Genomic DNA, 17,842 nt, shown 5'->3' on the forward strand with positions numbered 1-17,842 from the left:
TCTTTTTAAAGGCCTTTTGATGTTAAGTAGAGACATTGTCCAATATTCCAAGATCCGCACCGAGTTATACGCTTATCTTACCTATTTGTTTTCGCACAATATCCGCAACCACCTCCCTGAAATCACTTTGGATTATTTAAACAAACAGATCAGAAGAATGCATGCTGAAATCAAAATGGCAAAAAGTTTTTTTGTGTTAGACGCTAAAGGCATGCTAATTCTTAAGCCAAGCCAACTTAAAGAGGAAGGGCATAAGGAGGGGATATTAGAGCATGATTTAACAGAAGGGATTGAATTAGAATCGCATGCCAGTTTTAGCGATAAGTATTATTTTTATCAAGCCGTGAATGAAAAGCGTTGCATTTTAACCGACCCTTACCCTTCTAAAAAAGGAAACCATTTGGTAGTGAGCGCATCTTACCCGGTGTATGATCAAAATAATGATCTAGCGTTTGTGGTGTGCTTGCAAATCCCTTTGAGAGTGGCGATTGAAATCAGCTCGCCTTCAAAGTATTTTAGGACCTTTAGCGAAGGGAGCATGGTTATGTATTTTATGATTTCTATCATGCTCACTTTAGTGTCGCTGCTTTTATTTGTGAAATGCATTTCTAGTTTTTGGACAGCGATTGTCAATTTTAGCAGTTTTGACATTAAAGAAGTGTTCCACCCCATTGTGCTTTTAACCCTAGCTTTAGCCACCTTTGATCTAGTCAAGGCGATTTTTGAAGAAGAAGTTTTGGGTAAAAATAGCGGGGACAACCACCATGCGATCCACCGCACGATGATCAGGTTTTTAGGCTCTATCATTATCGCCTTAGCCATTGAAGCGTTAATGTTAGTGTTTAAATTCAGCGTGAGCGAACCGGATAAAATCACTTATGCGGTGTATTTGGCTGTTGGTGTGGCAGTGCTTTTGATCAGTTTAGCGATTTATGTTAAATTCGCTTATAGCGTGTTGCCCAAACGAGAACGCTAGAAGCTTGAGAGCTTTTCTTTCAAGCGTTTGAAAATCTTATTCAATCTAAAAAAGACGTATTCTAAAAGGGTTTTTGGATTGAGTAGGGGGGCAAGAAATTCAAAGGTTTTTTGTTTGTCTTTAAGGCTTAAAAATTCTGTTATTTGTTTGAGGAATTTCACGGAATATTCAGCATAAAAAGGGGTTTTTAAAAGAGTCTCATGCCATTCTTTAGAATATAAAGCAGAGGGTGAAATCCAAGGTTTTCCCACAAAATAAAAATGCAGCATGACGATTTCTTTTTTGTCAGGGATGAAGCGTTTTTGATTGGCCATGAAAGGGTGGGTGTTATAAATATAAGGTAAGATTAAAACTTTTTGATAGCATGCGAGAGTTAAAAGATCCTGTTCAGGGTAAAACACGCATTGGCCTTTTTGATGGGTTAAATTCAATAAGCGTTCTTCTAAATGATCAGCACGCCACAGCTTTAAATTCACGATTAAAAACCCGGCGTTATAATTGCTTTCATAGATGATTTGCATATCGCTTTCATTAAGGTAATGCTCATAAAGGGAAAAGGCTTTGCGAGGCTCTCTCTCCCTTTCCGTTTGAAAGTGTTTAGGGATTTTAGGAGAAGAAAAATCTTTAGCCACTCCAAAATAATAACCATCTAGCGGGATGAAAAAACTTCCGCTCACATCGTTTAAAAACAAAGTGTCCGCATCAAACATGATGATTTTGTCGTATTCTGGGAATAAAGAAGCCAAAAACAAACGGCACATGACCATTCTAGAAAAGCGAGTCTTAGCGTAAATATTGAGTTGCAAAAAAGCTTCATGGATTTTATCAATCGCAGAGAGTTCTACGGAAGGGGTATAAAGATTAGGGGTTGAAATGTCTAAAAAATCCACGCTCGCAAAAGTGCTAAAGGGGGCTAGAGTCTCTTTTAATTTTTGTTGGTTTTCAAGGCTTAAGTTATCCACCAAGCAGTGGATTTTATAAAATAACTTTTTGTTATGATTTTCTGTTTTAGCATAAGTCAGCATGGAATACAAGCTCACGCCAGCCGGAATAGTGTAATTGTTGTCAAAAGCGATGACGATAGGAATAATGATACTCATTTTAAGTGGTTTCCCTAAAATAGGTTTTTTAATTAAATTTAATCCAAAAGTTGAATTTATTTTTTTAGTTATTATACTATAATAACCAATTAGATTAGGGTTTTACTGATTTTTCTTTGTGTGAGCTTTGGCTTAGTTTTGTAAGGAATGAGATGATAAAGAGTTGGACTAAGAAGTGGTTTTTGATTTTGTTTTTAATGGCAAGCTGTTTTGGTCATTTGGTGGCTACAACCGGTGAGAAATATTTTAAGATGGCTACTCAAGCTTTTAAGAGAGGGGATTACCATAGAGCGGTGGCTTTTTATAAGAGGAGCTGTAATTTGAGAGTGGGGGTTGGTTGCACGAGTTTAGGCTCTATGTATGAAGATGGCGATAGCGTGGATCAGAATATTCCAAAAGCCGTTTTCTATTACAGAAGGGGGTGCAATTTGAGGAATCATCTCGCTTGTGCGAGTCTAGGCTCTATGTATGAAGATGGCGATGGCGTTCAAAAAAATCTTCCAAAGGCTATCTATTATTACAGGAGAGGTTGCCACTTAAAGGGTGGGGTGAGCTGCGGGAGTTTGGGTTTTATGTATTTTAATGGCACGGGCGTTAAGCAAAATTATGCCAAAGCCCTTTCTCTTTCTAAATACGCTTGCAGTTTGAATTACGGCATTAGTTGTAACTTTGCAGGGTATATGTATAGGAACGCCAAAGGCGTGGAGAAGGATTTGAAAAAAGCCCTTGCGAATTTTAAAAGAGGGTGCCATTTAAAAGACGGAGCGAGCTGTGTGAGCTTGGGATACATGTATGAAGTCGGTATGAATGTCAAACAAAATGGAGAGCAAGCCTTGAATCTTTATAAAAAGGGTTGTTTTTTAAAAGAAGGGAGCGGCTGTCATAATGTGGCGGTGATGTATTACACGGGTAAGGGCGCTCCAAAGGATTTAGATAAAGCCGTTTCGTATTATAAGAAAGGGTGTGCTTTAGGCTTTAGTGGTAGCTGTAAAGTGTTAGAAGAAGTGATTGGAAAGAAGTCTGATAATTTGCAAGATGACGCGCAAAACGACACGCAAGATGATACGCAATAAGCTAAAGCTTAAGGGCTAATGATTAAAACTCTCTTATAGAAATCTTTCACCTCTCTTGCTATCAAATGGGGATTAAGCGTCTCTATTGGTGGGTATTGAGACTAAAAATCTACAGATTTAGGGTTTGGATTTATTCCCATATTGATAATAAAAACACTCAAAGGCATTCTAAAATAAACATAAAAGAGCTTACACAGAAGTAGCGATAATTCCTTAAAGCGATCTTAGGATTTAATGGGGTTAAAAAAAGGGGGTGTTGTTTCAAAATCCCCCTATCCGCTTTAAGAAATAACTTTACCACAAAATAAAAACTAACTATAAAAAAGCTTAAAAACAAGTTTTTTAAAAAAGAATATTGAATCAAGCTTATTCCTATTTGACAAAAACAAAAACTAATCAAAATAAAATTAAAAATCCAATAAAAAAGGAGTTTTATAACTCTTTATAGGATTTTACAAGCTTATAACGACAAAACTTTTTGTTGGTTTTGTTAAAAATCCTTTGAGCCTTTTTGCCTTTCACTCAATATTCGTATAAAGCGCGACCACATCATCATCGTCTTCAATCCTGTCCAGTAATTTTTCGGTAAGCTCCATTTGTTCGTCATTCAATTCAATGGGCGTTGTGGCGATGCGTTGCAAACTCGCTTTTAAAATGGGCAATTTCAAGCTTTCAAACCCCTCATTTAAGAGCTTGAAGCTGTTATAATCCCCCCTGATAATGATCTTGTCTTCCACTTCTTCTAATTCTTCCAAACCATAATCAATGAGAGCGAACTCTAAATCTTCTAGGCTGAGTTTTAAATTTTTTACTTCATTTTTCAAGCATTCAAACACGCTTTTTCTATTAAACATAAACTCTAAAGAGCCATTAGGCACGATGCTCGCTCCTTGCGTTTTATTGAAATAGCTTTTAAGGTTGGCGATCGTTCTAGTGGGGTTATCAGTCATGCATTCCATGATGATTAACACGCCAAAATTCGCCTTACCCTCATAAGTGATTTCGCTCAAATTCCCCTCTTTACTGCTCGCTCTTTTAATCGCCGCATCAATATTGTCTTTAGGCATGTTTTGCGCTTTAGCGTTTAAAATCGCTGTTCGCAGTTTGGCGTTCGTGTCCGGCTCGCTCCCGCCATCTTTTGCCGCTAGAGTGATCGCTTTAGCGAGCTTGGGGAAAACCTTACTCATCTTATCCCATCGTTTTTCTTTAGCCGCTCTTCTGTATTCAAACGCTCGTCCCATTCAATTCCTTTGTAATAAGTTAGCCACTTCTTTAGCATGATAGCTGATAATCATATCCGCTCCCGCTCTTTTAAAACAAGTCATCGTTTCTAATAAAACGCTTTCATAGTTGATCAGGTTGTGCTTTTGCGCGAGTTTGAGCATGGCGTATTCCCCACTCACGTTATAGAGCGCTAAAGGGAGCAAAGTGTGATCTCTAATTTCTTTAACAATATCCAAATACGCCAAAGCCGGTTTCACCATTAAAATATCCGCACCCTGCTTTTCATCTTCTAAACTTTCTAAAAGCGCTTCTTTTTGATTAGCGTAATCCATTTGATAGCTTTTGCGATCGCCAAAACTCGGTGCAGAATTGGCCGCATCTCTAAAAGGCCCATAGTAGCTGCTCGCAAATTTAGTGGAATAGCTCATGATGGGCGTTTGGGTATAGCCGGCGTTATCTAGCGTTTTTCTCAAGCTGAAAACATTCCCATCCATCATGTTGCTTGGGGCTAGAATATCCACACCGCTTTCAGCCAAAATAAGCCCTTGAAGATTTAAAATCTCTAGCGTTTTATCGTTAGACACAGAAGCGTTTTCTAAAATCCCGCAATGCCCATGGTCGGTGTATTCACAAAAACACAAATCCGCTATAACGATCAAATCCTTAAATCGTTTTTTAATTTCTCTCGTAGCTTTTGCGACAATGTGATCCTTGTTTAACGCATGGCTTCCTGTAGCGTCCTTATGTTTAGGAATGCCAAACAATAAAACGGCTTTTATGCCTAAACCCACTAATTCTTCGCATTCTTTTAAAAGAGGCTCTATACTCATTTGATACACGCCGGGCATGGAGCTGATTTCATTTTTAATATAACCATCGCTTTCTATGACAAATAAGGGAGCGATGAAATCATCAATATTTAAATGCGTTTCTCTTAGCATCGCTCTTAAGTTTTCGCTGCTTCGTAATCTTCTCAATCGTTTGAACATGTTCTCTCTTTATTGTTTTTCTTTAACCCCACAATTGGCTTTTTCTGTTCCCTTCATTCCGCTCGCCTCTCTCAAATTTTCGGGGGGGTAGCTCTTCATTATCCTCTTCTAAATCGTAAAAACTATTAAAAACGCAATCATGGATAGTGAAACAAATTCTCCCGTTGCTATAATGATAGCTCAATTTTAACTCCATAGCCTCTAAAGCGTTTTTAATGATATACATGCCTAACCCAAAACCATGGGCTTGGCTGGGGTTAGAAGATTTAAAGTAAGGTTGCAAATACTTTTCAAAATCTTCTTTTAAAGGTTTGCTTTTATTGGACACCACTAAGTTATTGCCTATGAAATCCAAAAACACCTGTTTGTCATCGCTGTATTTGATCGCATTGTCTATCATGTTTTTTAACGCTATAGCAAACAATTCAAAATCCGCTTCAATGATGTAATTGGAAGAGGACACATGGATAGGGCTTTTTTTATCCTCGTCAATTAAAAGCATTTTTTCAATTTTATCGATCAAATCGCTCATTAAAAATTTTTCTTTATTGCTCCCATAGTTTTTGGAAGCGAGCTGCTCAATGCGGGCAAATTGCTCAATTAGCGTGTTCAAGTGATCAAATATAGATGAAAAGCGTTTGTAAGACAGCTCTTCTTTGAGCATAGAGCTTAGTATCTTGCCCTTAGTGATAGGGGTACGCAGTTCATGCATGATAGAGCGCAAAAATAAAACCCGAGATTCATTCATCGCATTGATTTTTTGGATGGAATTGTCAAATTCGTTAGCCAGATCCCCTATTTCATCTTTTTGCTTGCTTTTACAACTCACGCTTTTATCCCCTTGAGCGAATCGCTTCACTTGAGATCTCAACTCTCTTAAGGGCAATAAACTCTGCAAAACAAATAAAAAGAGGAATAAAATCAATAATAAACCCACTGTAATCGCTAAGAAATAATTCCTATAAGAAACCGAATGCAAATCCTTATAAAGCACAAAATGCTCATTCTTTTTTAAAAGGATAAAAACCATGTCGCTGAATTTAAACACTTCCGCATACCCAATATTTCTATGGTGCAACTGGTGGCGTCTTTTGGCTAAAACCTTTTCTAAATTTTCTATCGTGGTTTCTCTAAAACCGATTTTATAGAGGTAATCTTCTATGGCTGTATAATCGGAGTAGTTGTTTAAAATTTCATTGATGGTGGTAACAAACTGGTAATGGCGCATTTCGTTTTGATAGTTTTCATGACTGATTTGAGAAGACACAAAATAATAAGCAAACGCTCCAAAACTAAAGAGCGTTATCATAAACAAAGCGACAACCTTAAAAAAGATAGAAAAACGCAAAACCCCTTAACTCCTTATTAGAATCAGTATTCTAATTTATAACCAATCCCTCTAACAGAGATGATATATTGCGGTTGTTTAGGATTTTTTTCAATCTTAGATCGCAAACGGCCAATGATCACATCAATGCTTTTATTAGAGCTTTCAGGGTTGATGCTCTCGCTCTCAATCGCAATGCTTTCACGGCTAAACACATAACCTTTTTTGCTAATGAGGAGCGAAAGGATTTCGTATTCAGCCCTAGTTAAGTCTAGCTTTTTTTCATGCATATACACTTCTCGGCTATCCTTATCCACCCTAAAGATATTCGCATCGCTTGGCTCACTCACTTCTTCTTTTTTATGAGAACGCCTGAGTAGCGATTGGATACGAGCTAATAATTCCTTAGGATCATAGGGTTTAGGGAGGTAATCATCAGCCCCATAATCTAGCGCTTTAATCTTATCTTCCACATCGCTTCTTGCTGAAGAAATAATAATAGGGATATGTTTTTGTTTGGAGATGCGCCTACACACTTCAAGCCCGTCTAAATTAGGCAAAGTCAAATCCAACAACAACAAATCATAATTTTGCGTGTTAGCCGCACTAAGACCGGTATAGGGCTCATCGTAATTGGTTACATGAATGCCATGTTGGAGCAAAAACTCGCTCAAAAACTCGGCTAATTCTATATCATCTTCTATCATTAAAACTTCTATCATACTTCAATTAACTCCTTCAATGATTTCTGCAACTTTAAAAACGATTAACTTTGTTAACGTTTCAAAGGACTAATTCTAGCATTTTATTATTAAAGATACCTTGAATATGTCTTAAAAATAAAAATTCAAAACATTATCATAGTTATTAATGGAATTTAAGGCTTTGTTTTCATGGAATATTGAAAATTAGAGCCTTATTTTTTTGTTTTTAAACTTATTTTTTAAGGGGATAGGGGGTATTTTGAAATAATTCTCCTCCTACAACCTCCAACTAAAATCCCCTAATCCAAGAAGATCGCTTTTTTTAAGAGGCTATCGCTTGCTTGAAATCAAGCTCTTTACTATCTTATTTAAAAAAATGTCTTTGAGCCTTTTTTATTCTGTCTCTTCTTCCCCCAAAGACTCCAAACGTTTTTCAAGCACGCTCAATTGGTATTGCAAGAAACGCGCCACTAGATCCAACCGCTCTAACGCTTTTTCTTCTTCTAAAGCTTGCATGCCTTTCAATAACACTAAGGTTCTTTCTAGTAAGTTTTTTAAAAAAACCCGCTCGTTTGAAACCGGCGCTTGTGTGGGGTTTTCTTGTGTGATTTCTTCTATAATGATTTCTAGCGCCTCTTCTTCTTTTTCTTCTGTATTTTCTTCTGCGATTTTTTCTTGCGTTTCTATTTTAGCAGCGTTTTTTAACTCTAAAGGGGTGTTAGCATTTTTAGGGTTTGGGGTGTTTTGCAAATTGGGGGGCGTTTTGAAAAAAGAGGGCGTTTTTTGCACCGTATTAAAACCATCATCAATGGTTTTAGCCATTTTTTCAATTTCATTAAGGGTTTCTGAAATAATGTTTTTCAATTCCATTCTGCCAGCCATTTTTCTAAATCCTCAACGCTCAAACAATCCCCTTTGATAAAATTTAAATAATGCCGCTCTAATATTGCATCATGTTTGAAAAGAGCGCGATTTTTTTGGATTTTTTCCAAACGCTTCATTTGCTTTAACGCTTCTGCATGGTCAGGGGTTTTGTTTAAAATATGAGCATAAATTTGCAACGCTTCTTCAAAAAACCCTTGTTCTTCATAAATACGAGCGAGCGTGATAGTTTCTAACGGCATGGTGTTTTCAATTACCCTTTAAAGAATACCCATTCTTAATTATTAAACTCCATTTTTTTAGACTCTACTTGGGTGCGCAAAAAACTAAAAGCCGGCAAGGGTGCGGGCAGTCGCACTAAATTCACATTCCCGCTATGGATGGTTTCTAACTCGGTGTTATTTTCTAAAAGGATTTTATACAACACTAAATAAGAGCGTTTTTCAAAGGTGTAAATCTTGCCAATTTCATTGACTATGGGCGTGATAGCCGCATTTTTGGGGGCAATGATTTCATAAGCCATGTTAGTGGTAGTGGTGAATTTGCATGCAAAAAAACGCCCGTCTTCGGTTATTTCGCCATTGACTTGAAAGTCCCCTTCGCTAATGGCTGTTTGGTGGTTTTGAGTGTCCAACCTTTCAAAAGGCCTTCGCATCAAATAGCCGTCCGTAAAACCCCTGTTTTTAAGCGTGTTCAATTCGCTAGCATAAAAACTCGGCTTTAAGGTGTTATGGTAAAAATCATCAACCGCTAAACGATAGATGCGCGTGGTTTGCGCGGCGTAGTAACTGGACTTGGTGCGCCCTTCAATCTTAAGCGCGCTAATAGCGTTGGAACTTAAAATTTCAGCGATATGGCCAGAGAGATTCAAGTCTTTAGCGTTAAAAATATGCGTGCCTACGCCCTCTTCTTCAACCAACCTCATCATCACGCCGTTATCAGGGTTTTTCACGTAATATTCATAATCAAACCGGCAATCGTTCGCGCAACTCCCTCTATTAGGCACGCGCCCCTTTTGTAAAGCCGAGATCAAACAACGCCCTGAAAAGGCAAAGCACATGCTCCCATGCACAAAGATTTCTAATTCCAAATCGGGTAAGGCTTTTTTAATTTCAATCGCATCATTCAGGCTCAATTCCCTAGCGCACACAATGCGTTTGACCCCTAAATCATAAAACACTTGTGCATCGAGCACATTTAAGACATTCGCTTGCGTGGATAAATGGACAGGAATATGCGGGGCGATTTTTAAAGCGAGTTTCATCACACCAGGCGCAGCGATAATGAAAGCGTCTGGCTCTAGCTCTGCCATTTTATAAATATGTTCTTCTAAAAGTTTGAGCTGTGAATTGAAAGGGAAACCATTGATCGTGGCATAGACTTTTTTATCCAATGCATGAGCGTAATCAATCCCTTCTTTAAAGGCCTCTAGAGTGAATTCCTTGCCTGCACGATTGCGTAAAGAAAAATGGCTCACTCCCCCATAAACCGCATCAGCCCCATAGTTGAGAGCGATTTTAAGTTTTTTTAAATTACCGGCTGGAGAGAGTAATTCAACTTGGTTCAAAACTACTTGGCTCCAAAAGAAGCGATCAAGACTTCAATATCATCAGCGCTGGCTAAATCTTTATCATCATCGCCGGTGATAAAAGTCGCTGAACTCACGCGCTTAGAATCATCAATTTTGCCTTCAAAAAGCGAATTCATGTATTGGCTGAGCGCTCGCATGACATTGACCACGCGTTCAATTTTTTGGCGGTGGATGTCTTGAAACTGCATAATATCCATCGCTTGCATGGAGCTATCAGAGCAATTGGTGGCTTCTTCTTCAATGCTTTTAAGGGCGTTTAAGATTTCTTGTTGCTCATTGAGTGCGGTTTTAAAAGATTCAACATGGGGGAAATGCGCATGCAAATTGTCAAAAATTTCTTGGTGTTTTTGCAAAGGTTCTTGGATTTTTTTAACCATTTTAGCGATCTTTTCAGCGCTAGCTCCGATCAAATCCAGTTGATCAAAAATTTGCGTGGCTTTCACTTCAGAATCTCTTGTAACATCGTCTAATTGATGCACGACTTTATGCTCTTCAGTGGGGGGAGGGGGAGGCCATTCATTGGGGCTAATCTTACCGTATTTTTCAGCGTCTTCTTTTTTGACGGTCATTTTTTCATTATAACTGGAATTTTCTTTACCCTCTTTAGGCTCTTCTTTAGTTCCTTCTTTAGCGTCCTCTTTAGCCTCTTCTTTAGCCTCTAGGGCTTCCAAGTTTTCCAAATCGCCACCATTCATCAAAGCGTCTAATTCTTCTTGTGTCATTGTTATTCCTTGCCAATTGGTTTTAAAAAGCGTTTTTAACCATAATTCCTAGCTGTCATTTTAGCGCACTTAAGCTTTAGCAATCAAAACGCCCTCTAAAATCGCATCAATATCGCCGTCTAATATCGCTTCCACATTGCTATAAGCAATGTTGGAGCGCGCGTCTTTGACTTGCTGGTAGGGGGCTAGGACATAGCTTCTGATTTGATGCCCCCAGCCGATCTCGCTTTTTTCTTCATTTTTGGCGCTGCTTTGCTGCTTTTCTAATTCCAATTCATAAAGCTTGGATTTAAGCATTTTTAACGCGCTCGCTTTGTTTTTATGCTGGCTCCTGTCGTTTTGGCATTGCACCACAATACCGGTAGGGAAATGCGTGATTCTAACCGCACTTTCTGTTTTATTGACATGCTGACCGCCTGCCCCACTGGCTCTATAATAATCATAACGGACATCTTTTTCATCAATTTCTATATCAATATCATCGTCTAGTTCAGGGCTAATTTGCACGCTCGCAAAACTCGTGTGCCGTTTGGCGTTCGCATCAAAGGGCGAAATCCTTACAAGCCTATGCACCCCATTTTCATTTTTCAAATAGCCATAAGCGTTTTCGCCCTTAATGATAAAAGCGACCCCTTTAATGCCCGCTTCTTCGCCATCTTGATAGTCTAAAATCTCGCTTTTAAAGCCCCTTCTTTCCGCCCACCTCAAATACATGCGATACAAAATACTCGCCCAATCCTGGCTTTCAGTCCCCCCAGCTCCAGGCTGAATGGTGATAATAGCGTTTGAGGCGTCGTTTTCACCGCTTAGCATGATTTCAATTTCCACTTTTTGCACGCTGTGTTCTAAAGTAGGAGCCTCTTCATAAAGTAAGGATAAAGTAACCTCATCGTTATCGTTTTGAGCGAGTTCAAACAATTCCACGCTTTCATCTAAAGAATTTTTCGTTTTTTGATAGGTTTCTAGCAAGCGGTTCAAGCGCACTTTTTCTTTATTGGTGTCTCTAGCTTTTAAGACATCTTGCCAAAAATTAGGGTCTTCTTGCTCTTTTTCAATGCGTTCTAATTCTTGCTTGATCTTTTCAGGCTTGATGATTAAAGCGATATTATCGCATTTGTTTTGCAAGCTTTTTAACAATTCGCTATAGGTGTAGTTATCCACAAACAGAACCTTTATGAGTGGGGTTTTAAACTTGTCATTATAGCATTGTTAAAAGCTAATTTAATTTTCAAACCTTAAAATTTCAATTTCGCCCTGAACCAATCCCACTCCTTCATCAATTAAAGCGATAGAATCCACTTGCGCAAGGGCTTGAATCGCTCCTGATTCATAGCGGTTGTTGTTGTAAGGAATGAATTGGTGGTTTGAATAGTTGCCTAAAATTAAATGCGCACGTTCGCCTTTAAGCTTTAAGGGGGCGTTGATTTGAGCCTTAAAGGGTTTTAATTCAAAATCTTTATTTAAAGATAAGCGCTCCAATAAGGGTAGAATCAAAACCCGTAAAACGATTAAGCAACTTAAAGGATTACCCGGTAAGCCTATGATAATACTTTGATTGAGTCGGGCTAAAGTTACCGGTTTTCCAGGTTTGAGATTGACTTTTTCATAATAAAAAAGGGCGTTTTTTTCTTTCAAGGCGTCTTTGAAAAAGTCTTTATCCCCCACACTCACCCCTGCACTTGAAAGGATGACATCATAATCTTGCAATTCAAGTATTTTAAGCTGTAAATTTTTATCGTCTTTTAAAACCCCTAGAAAATGCGTGTTGTAATTTTTAAGCATGTTAAAAACACCCACTGAATTCACATCATAAACCTGGCATTCTAGGGCGTTTTGCCCTAAAGGCACTAATTCATCGCCGCTGCTAAAGAGAGCGATTTTTAATTTCCTAAACGCTTTGATTTCTTTGAACCCTTGAGAGGCAATGAGCGCGATATGCCCATAATTCAAACGGGTATTTTTAGGGACTAACACGCTGTTTAAAGAAGCGTTCTCGCCCTTTTGACGGATATTGGCGTTTATTTTAAAATCTTTGGGAGCTAGGGCGGAATTTTTATGGCTTTCTAGCATGCACTCTATGGGAACGATCGTTTCTATTCCCTTTGGCACCATCGCTCCAGTCATGATTTTAACGCATTCCTTTTCTCTAACTTCTAAAGCGCTCACATCATCTCCGGCAAAGATGTGTTGGATGACTTGAGTTTTTTTGCCTAAATCTTGCATTTTAAACCCATAGCCATCCATTGCGCTTTGATTGAATTTAGGCAAGGCGTGAATGCAAATAATATCTTCTGCTAGAATGCGTCCTATGCTTTCAAACAAAGAGATACTCTCTGTTTCTAAGGGTTTTAAGGGAATGCTAGAATGGATTTTTAGAGCTTCTTTAAAACTAATCATATTGATCCTTTAAAAGATTTTACTAATGGCTTTAAACGCTAAACTGATTTCATCTTTAAAACGCCCCATGATAGCTGAAGTGATTAAAATAATGCCCACAAACCCGATCGCAATTTTAACCGGAAACCCGATAGCGAGCAGGTTGAATTGAGGGTGGGTTTTCATGATCATGCCAAAAATAATATCGCTCAATAACACCAAGCATAAAATAGGGAACGCCATAGAAAACCCTATGACAAACAAGTGCGAAAAGGCTTTGACAATGTTTTTAGCCAACGCTGGCTCAAAGACAAATTGCCCTAAAGGGACGGCTTTTAAGCTGTGATCCACAAACAAAATGATTTGATGATGGAACGATAAATCCAACAAAATTAAAATCGCTAACAATAAAAGAGCTTGCCCTACAATGGGTTTTTGCGATCCTGAAATAGGATCATACGCGCTCGCCATCGTAAGCCCCATAGAAAAGCTGATGCTATCGGTTGCAAACACTAAACTTGCAAAGACGATTTGTAAAAAGACAGACGCGCACACCCCTAAAAACAATTCGCACAAGCAAGCGATGATAAAACCCTCTGGCGTGTAAGTAGCGTTTGAAAACTCTAAAGTGGGGTAAAAAATCGCGCTCACATACAAGCTCAAAGCCCCACGCACAGACAAAGGTACTAAATGGTTTTCAAAAAAAGGGAAAAAAGACAGCACGCCGCTAACCCTTAAAAACAACAAGAAAAAATCCCTAACATGGGGGGTGCTAAGCTCTTGGAGAAAATCTAACATTCTTTTTCTTTAAAGATAAAAAAGTAGTGCACTAGCATTAGGGTTTGCAACAAGGTGGCAAAAAAATTAAAAAAAGGGATTAAGGAAAAAAGATAGCAAAAAAACGAAAAACGATAATGCTTCAAGCGGTGTTGTTTGAGTAGGTTTTGATAGCTTTGATGATTAAAAATCATGCTGGCTATATCCAAACTCATGGTGTTTTTGAAAAAGAGGAAATGCGGGATTGTAGAAAAAAAGATCCCTATAAAGGGAATGAAATAAAAGGGTGTTAAAACCGCTAAGAATAAAAGCATAAAAAGGAGCGATTTTAAAAAATATTTAACAGAAAAAAGGATAGAGCCAAATTCTTCTAAAACAACATGGGGATAATATTTTTGGTGTAAATAAGAAACCACTAAAGGGGTGTAAAAAATAGACGCAAAAATATTGATGATTAAACTCAAAAGAATCACGAACCAAAAAATAAGAAAATACACTAACGCTTTAAAAACCCATGCGAACACACCAGCAAAAAAGCCTTGAGAATAGGAATAGTCATTCAAAGATTGCGGTAATAAAGTTTGGCAATAACCCACAATACTACCGCCATTGTAGTAAAAAACAGCTCCAAAAAACGCCAAACTCAAAAGGATAGGGCCAAGATTGATTAAAAGCATTCTAGCGCTTAAAAAATCATTAAAACTTTTTTTAAAAATGGATAGAAACAAAACCATAAGCCTTTTTTAAACTCACTTTTTAAGGGGTATTTAAGCGCAAAGTCCCTTAATCTTATATAGTAAGCTTATCAATATGAGATTGACTAAAGGTATAGAAATTACTTAATATGGAATAACATGCAATGCTAAAAAACCAAATACATAGAATAATAACATTGGTAACCAAGGAAAGAAAATGCATACAACAATAATTACGAATATTATATTCATAATTGCATCGAGAATTTTTGAATCCTTTTTAACATTCTTTTCCTTTCCAAAAAGAATAAAACTAACACCAAAAAAGATAATAAATATTATTACAACATCTGAGGCGAACATTTTTACCCACTTTGAACGGAATGAATAACTTTAAGCATTTCTTACCCCTTAATGTGAGTTTTCTATAATTATGATAGCTGATTTTGTTTTAAATTTGCTATAATGCAAGTTTAATGATGAAAATTAGTTTAGAGTGGAGAACACACAATGAAAAAAAATATCTTAAATTTAGCGTTAGTGGGTGCGTTGAGCGCGTCGTTTTTGATGGCTAAGCCGGCTCATAATGCGAACGCTACGCATAACGCCAAAAAAACGACTGACGCTTCAGCAGGCGTGTTGGCGACAGTGGATGGCAGACCCATCACCAAAAGCGATTTTGACATGATTAAGCAACGAAATCCTAATTTTGATTTTGACAAACTTAAAGAGAAAGAAAAAGAAGCCTTGATTGAGCAAGCTATCCGCACCGCACTTGTAGAAAATGAGGCTAAGGCAGAAAAGTTGGATCAAACTCCAGAATTTAAAGCGATGATGGAAGCGGTTAAAAAACAGGCTTTGGTGGAATTTTGGGCTAAAAAACAGGCTGAAGAAGTGAAAAAAATCCAAATCCCCGAAAAAGAAATGCAAGATTTTTACAACGCTAATAAAGATCAGCTTTTTGTCAAACAAGAAGCCCACGCTAGGCATATTTTAGTGAAAACCGAAGATGAGGCTAAACGGATTATTTCTGAGATTGACAAGCAGCCAAAGACTAAAAAAGAAGCCAAATTCATTGAGTTAGCCAATCGTGATACGATCGATCCTAACAGCAAAAACGCCCAAAATGGCGGTGATTTAGGGAAATTCCAAAAAAACCAAATGGCTCCGGATTTTTCTAAAGCCGCTTTCGCTTTAACTCCTGGGAATTACACTAAAACCCCTGTTAAAACGGAGTTTGGTTATCATATCATCTATTTGATTTCTAAAGATAGTCCTGTAACTTATACTTATGAGCAAGCTAAACCCACCATTAAGGGGATGTTACAAGAAAAGCTTTTCCAAGAACGCATGAATCAACGAATCGAGGAACTAAGGAAGCACGCTAAAATTGTTATTAACGATAAGTGATGAGGTGTTGTCATGTTAGTTAGAGGTAGTGAAATTTTATTGAAAGCCCATAAAGAAGGTTATGGGGTAGGGGCGTTTAATTTCGTGAATTTTGAAATGCTAAACGCTATTTTTGAAGCAGGCAATGAGGAAAATTCCCCGCTTTTCATTCAAGCGAGTGAAGGAGCGATCAAATACATGGGGATTGATATGGCAGTAGGCATGGTGAAAATCATGTGCGAACGCTACCCGCACATTCCTGTAGCCTTACACCTAGATCATGGCACCACTTTTGAAAGCTGCGAAAAGGCCGTGAAAGCGGGCTTCACTTCTGTGATGATTGATGCGTCCCATCATGCTTTTGAAGAAAATTTGGAATTGACTTCTAAAGTGGTCAAAATGGCGCATAACGCTGGAGTGAGCGTGGAAGCGGAGTTGGGGCGTTTAATGGGGATTGAAGACAATATTTCGGTAGATGAAAAGGACGCTGTGTTAGTGAATCCTAAAGAAGCGGAGCAGTTTGTCAAAGAATCTCAAGTGGATTACTTAGCCCCAGCTATTGGGACAAGCCACGGAGCGTTTAAATTTAAGGGCGAGCCCAAATTGGATTTTGAACGCTTGCAAGAAGTCAAAAGACTCACTAATATCCCTTTAGTTTTGCATGGAGCGAGCGCGATACCGGATAATGTGAGGAAATCTTATTTGGACGCTGGAGGCGATTTGAAAGGCTCTAAGGGCGTGCCTTTTGAATTTTTACAAGAATCCGTGAAAGGGGGGATCAATAAGGTCAATACCGACACGGACTTAAGGATTGCTTTCATCGCAGAAGTGCGTAAGGTGGCTAATGAAGATAAGAGCCAATTTGATTTGAGGAAGTTTTTTTCTCCGGCCCAATTAGCGCTTAAAAATGTGGTCAAAGAGCGCATGAAACTTTTGGGTAGTGCTAATAAAATTTAATCAACAAGGAAAGAATGTAATATGGCAATTGGGATGAGTGAGCTCAAAAAGGGTTTAAAAATTGAATTAGGCGGTGTACCTTATAGGATCGTGGAATACCAGCATGTCAAGCCCGGCAAGGGTGCGGCTTTTGTACGCGCGAAAATCAAGTCGTTTTTGGACGGCAAGGTGATTGAGAAGACTTTCCATGCGGGGGATAAGTGCGAAGAGCCTAATCTGGTTGAAAAAACGATGCAATACCTTTATCATGATGGCGATACATACCAATTCATGGACATAGAGAGCTATGAGCAAATTGCTTTGAACGACTCTCAAGTGGGTGAGGCTTCTAAATGGATGCTAGACGGCATGCAAGTGCAAGTTTTATTGCATAATGACAAAGCGATTTCAGTGGATGTGCCTCAAGTTGTGGCTTTAAAGATTGTAGAAACAGCCCCTAATTTTAAGGGCGACACTTCAAGCGCGAGCAAGAAACCAGCGACTTTAGAAACCGGTGCGGTCGTGCAAGTGCCTTTCCATGTTTTAGAGGGTGAGGTGATTAAAGTCAATACGGAAACAGAAGAGTATCTTGAAAAGGTGAAATGAGATTATCTTTTTATTGAGTTAGCGTTTTTAAACACAGCCTTTTTGTCATGAGAGGTGTTATCAGCCCCTTTTTGGGCTTTGTTTAATGAACTTTATTTAAAGCGTGTGTGAAATCTGTGATTAAAAATTATTTAGGATTGATGGACTTTTTTTATTGATTGTCAATAAAAATATTCAAAGGCATTTTTTAAGATTAAACATAAGAGATTGATTTAATCAAGCGGATAATCTCTTAAAAAGCTGTCTTTGGGGGTTAGGGGGATTTAGTTGGGGGTTGTAGTGAGATTATTTCAAAATACCCCTATTCCCTTAAGAAAATGAGTTTTTAAAACATAGTTTAAAACGATAAAATAAAATAACCAAAACCTTGTTTTCATTAAAAAATTAAAGTGAATTGGAATTCAAATAAGACTTTAGTTGTAATATTTAATGAGAGCGATGCCCCTATCCCCTTAAGAGTTTAAAAGAAAGAAAA

The 17,842-nt window shown here is 38.1% G+C and carries 19 protein-coding genes; 5 read left to right on the plus strand and 14 right to left on the minus strand.

What is annotated here, in order from left to right:
- Nucleotides 1-19: 19 nt before the first annotated feature.
- Nucleotides 20-976, plus strand: a complete 957-nt coding sequence (locus tag EAL87_RS01190) for a PDC sensor domain-containing protein (RefSeq protein WP_120912640.1) — start codon at nucleotides 20-22, stop codon at nucleotides 974-976.
- On the opposite strand, the gene rfaJ is transcribed toward EAL87_RS01190, so the two are convergent.
- On the minus strand, nucleotides 973-2,076 hold the full coding sequence (gene rfaJ, locus EAL87_RS01195) for an HP0159 family lipopolysaccharide 1,6-glucosyltransferase (protein WP_120912641.1): 1,104 nt from the start codon (nucleotides 2,074-2,076) through the stop codon (nucleotides 973-975). The two genes, EAL87_RS01190 and rfaJ, sit on opposite strands and share 4 nt — an antisense overlap.
- Before the next feature lie 152 nt (nucleotides 2,077-2,228).
- On the opposite strand from rfaJ, the gene hcpD reads away from it, so the two are divergent.
- Entirely contained in the window at nucleotides 2,229-3,149 is a 921-nt protein-coding gene (hcpD, locus tag EAL87_RS01200) for a Sel1-like repeat protein HcpD (RefSeq protein ID WP_120912642.1), read from the plus strand.
- Between the two features lie 518 nt (nucleotides 3,150-3,667).
- Here hcpD and EAL87_RS01210 read toward each other — a convergent pair.
- The 13 genes from EAL87_RS01210 to EAL87_RS08180 all read right to left on the minus strand — a co-directional run bounded on the left by EAL87_RS01210 (nucleotide 3,668) and on the right by EAL87_RS08180 (nucleotide 14,799).
- On the minus strand, nucleotides 3,668-4,390 hold the full coding sequence (locus tag EAL87_RS01210; RefSeq protein WP_000532100.1) for a YebC/PmpR family DNA-binding transcriptional regulator: 723 nt from the start codon (nucleotides 4,388-4,390) through the stop codon (nucleotides 3,668-3,670).
- Complete coding sequence (gene hemB / locus EAL87_RS01215; protein ID WP_120912643.1) at nucleotides 4,391-5,362, minus strand: porphobilinogen synthase; 972 nt, start codon at nucleotides 5,360-5,362, stop codon at nucleotides 4,391-4,393.
- 22 nt (nucleotides 5,363-5,384) lie between these two features.
- Nucleotides 5,385-6,710 carry an acid-sensing histidine kinase ArsS gene (arsS, locus tag EAL87_RS01220; protein ID WP_120912644.1) on the minus strand — a complete coding sequence of 442 codons (1,326 nt, stop codon included), beginning with the start codon at nucleotides 6,708-6,710 and terminating at the stop codon, nucleotides 5,385-5,387.
- Between the two features lie 23 nt (nucleotides 6,711-6,733).
- The gene (gene arsR, locus EAL87_RS01225) at nucleotides 6,734-7,411 is read right to left on the minus strand and encodes an acid response regulator transcription factor ArsR (protein WP_101023775.1); all 678 of its coding nucleotides are present in this window, start codon (nucleotides 7,409-7,411) and stop codon (nucleotides 6,734-6,736) included.
- 375 nt (nucleotides 7,412-7,786) lie between these two features.
- A complete protein-coding gene (locus EAL87_RS01230) occupies nucleotides 7,787-8,263 on the minus strand; it encodes a CiaD-like domain-containing protein (RefSeq protein ID WP_162972516.1) in 477 nt (158 codons plus the stop codon).
- Complete coding sequence (locus EAL87_RS01235; protein ID WP_120912646.1) at nucleotides 8,254-8,517, minus strand: tetratricopeptide repeat protein; 264 nt, start codon at nucleotides 8,515-8,517, stop codon at nucleotides 8,254-8,256. Before EAL87_RS01235 ends, EAL87_RS01230 begins: the two co-directional genes overlap by 10 nt.
- A gap of 35 nt (nucleotides 8,518-8,552) precedes the next feature.
- The gene (locus tag EAL87_RS01240; protein WP_120912647.1) at nucleotides 8,553-9,842 is read right to left on the minus strand and encodes a peptidase U32 family protein; all 1,290 of its coding nucleotides are present in this window, start codon (nucleotides 9,840-9,842) and stop codon (nucleotides 8,553-8,555) included.
- Nucleotides 9,843-9,844: 2 nt separating this feature from the next.
- A complete protein-coding gene (gene cheZ / locus EAL87_RS01245) occupies nucleotides 9,845-10,588 on the minus strand; it encodes a protein phosphatase CheZ (RefSeq protein WP_120912648.1) in 744 nt (247 codons plus the stop codon).
- 69 nt (nucleotides 10,589-10,657) lie between these two features.
- Nucleotides 10,658-11,749: a peptide chain release factor 2 gene (gene prfB, locus EAL87_RS01250; protein ID WP_000371131.1), complete on the minus strand. Its 1,092-nt coding sequence runs from the start codon at nucleotides 11,747-11,749 to the stop codon at nucleotides 10,658-10,660.
- Between the two features lie 60 nt (nucleotides 11,750-11,809).
- A complete protein-coding gene (locus tag EAL87_RS01255) occupies nucleotides 11,810-12,985 on the minus strand; it encodes a molybdopterin molybdotransferase MoeA (protein ID WP_120912649.1) in 1,176 nt (391 codons plus the stop codon).
- A gap of 9 nt (nucleotides 12,986-12,994) precedes the next feature.
- Nucleotides 12,995-13,762: a flagellar biosynthetic protein FliR gene (gene fliR / locus EAL87_RS01260; protein ID WP_120912650.1), complete on the minus strand. Its 768-nt coding sequence runs from the start codon at nucleotides 13,760-13,762 to the stop codon at nucleotides 12,995-12,997.
- Nucleotides 13,756-14,475 carry an EI24 domain-containing protein gene (locus tag EAL87_RS01265; RefSeq protein ID WP_120912651.1) on the minus strand — a complete coding sequence of 240 codons (720 nt, stop codon included), beginning with the start codon at nucleotides 14,473-14,475 and terminating at the stop codon, nucleotides 13,756-13,758. Before EAL87_RS01265 ends, fliR begins: the two co-directional genes overlap by 7 nt.
- A 105-nt stretch (nucleotides 14,476-14,580) precedes the next feature.
- Entirely contained in the window at nucleotides 14,581-14,799 is a 219-nt protein-coding gene (locus EAL87_RS08180) for a hypothetical protein (RefSeq protein WP_120912652.1), read from the minus strand.
- A gap of 147 nt (nucleotides 14,800-14,946) precedes the next feature.
- On the opposite strand from EAL87_RS08180, the gene cbf2 reads away from it, so the two are divergent.
- The 3 genes from cbf2 to efp are packed head-to-tail and all read left to right on the plus strand — an operon-like array spanning nucleotide 14,947 to nucleotide 17,367.
- Nucleotides 14,947-15,846, plus strand: a complete 900-nt coding sequence (gene cbf2 / locus EAL87_RS01275) for a peptidylprolyl isomerase CBF2 (protein WP_120912653.1) — start codon at nucleotides 14,947-14,949, stop codon at nucleotides 15,844-15,846.
- 12 nt (nucleotides 15,847-15,858) lie between these two features.
- A complete protein-coding gene (locus EAL87_RS01280) occupies nucleotides 15,859-16,782 on the plus strand; it encodes a class II fructose-bisphosphate aldolase (protein ID WP_120912654.1) in 924 nt (307 codons plus the stop codon).
- Between the two features lie 21 nt (nucleotides 16,783-16,803).
- Complete coding sequence (gene efp / locus EAL87_RS01285) at nucleotides 16,804-17,367, plus strand: elongation factor P (RefSeq protein ID WP_000974267.1); 564 nt, start codon at nucleotides 16,804-16,806, stop codon at nucleotides 17,365-17,367.
- Nucleotides 17,368-17,842: the final 475 nt, after the last annotated feature.

It is taken from the genome of Helicobacter pylori (genome assembly GCF_003636935.1).
GTDB lineage: Bacteria > Campylobacterota > Campylobacteria > Campylobacterales > Helicobacteraceae > Helicobacter > Helicobacter pylori_CH.

Coding starts and splice junctions, on each gene's coding strand:
- EAL87_RS01190 (WP_120912640.1), top strand. CDS start 20: ATGTTAAGTAGAGACATTGTCCAATATTCCAAGATCCGCACCGAGTTA.
- rfaJ (WP_120912641.1), bottom strand. CDS start 2,076: ATGAGTATCATTATTCCTATCGTCATCGCTTTTGACAACAATTACACT.
- hcpD (WP_120912642.1), top strand. CDS start 2,229: ATGATAAAGAGTTGGACTAAGAAGTGGTTTTTGATTTTGTTTTTAATG.
- EAL87_RS01210 (WP_000532100.1), bottom strand. CDS start 4,390: ATGGGACGAGCGTTTGAATACAGAAGAGCGGCTAAAGAAAAACGATGG.
- hemB (WP_120912643.1), bottom strand. CDS start 5,362: ATGTTCAAACGATTGAGAAGATTACGAAGCAGCGAAAACTTAAGAGCG.
- arsR (WP_101023775.1), bottom strand. CDS start 7,411: ATGATAGAAGTTTTAATGATAGAAGATGATATAGAATTAGCCGAGTTT.
- EAL87_RS01230 (WP_162972516.1), bottom strand. CDS start 8,263: ATGGAATTGAAAAACATTATTTCAGAAACCCTTAATGAAATTGAAAAA.
- EAL87_RS01235 (WP_120912646.1), bottom strand. CDS start 8,517: ATGCCGTTAGAAACTATCACGCTCGCTCGTATTTATGAAGAACAAGGG.
- cheZ (WP_120912648.1), bottom strand. CDS start 10,588: ATGACACAAGAAGAATTAGACGCTTTGATGAATGGTGGCGATTTGGAA.
- EAL87_RS01255 (WP_120912649.1), bottom strand. CDS start 12,985: ATGATTAGTTTTAAAGAAGCTCTAAAAATCCATTCTAGCATTCCCTTA.
- fliR (WP_120912650.1), bottom strand. CDS start 13,762: ATGTTAGATTTTCTCCAAGAGCTTAGCACCCCCCATGTTAGGGATTTT.
- EAL87_RS01265 (WP_120912651.1), bottom strand. CDS start 14,475: ATGGTTTTGTTTCTATCCATTTTTAAAAAAAGTTTTAATGATTTTTTA.
- EAL87_RS08180 (WP_120912652.1), bottom strand. CDS start 14,799: ATGTTCGCCTCAGATGTTGTAATAATATTTATTATCTTTTTTGGTGTT.
- cbf2 (WP_120912653.1), top strand. CDS start 14,947: ATGAAAAAAAATATCTTAAATTTAGCGTTAGTGGGTGCGTTGAGCGCG.
- EAL87_RS01280 (WP_120912654.1), top strand. CDS start 15,859: ATGTTAGTTAGAGGTAGTGAAATTTTATTGAAAGCCCATAAAGAAGGT.
- efp (WP_000974267.1), top strand. CDS start 16,804: ATGGCAATTGGGATGAGTGAGCTCAAAAAGGGTTTAAAAATTGAATTA.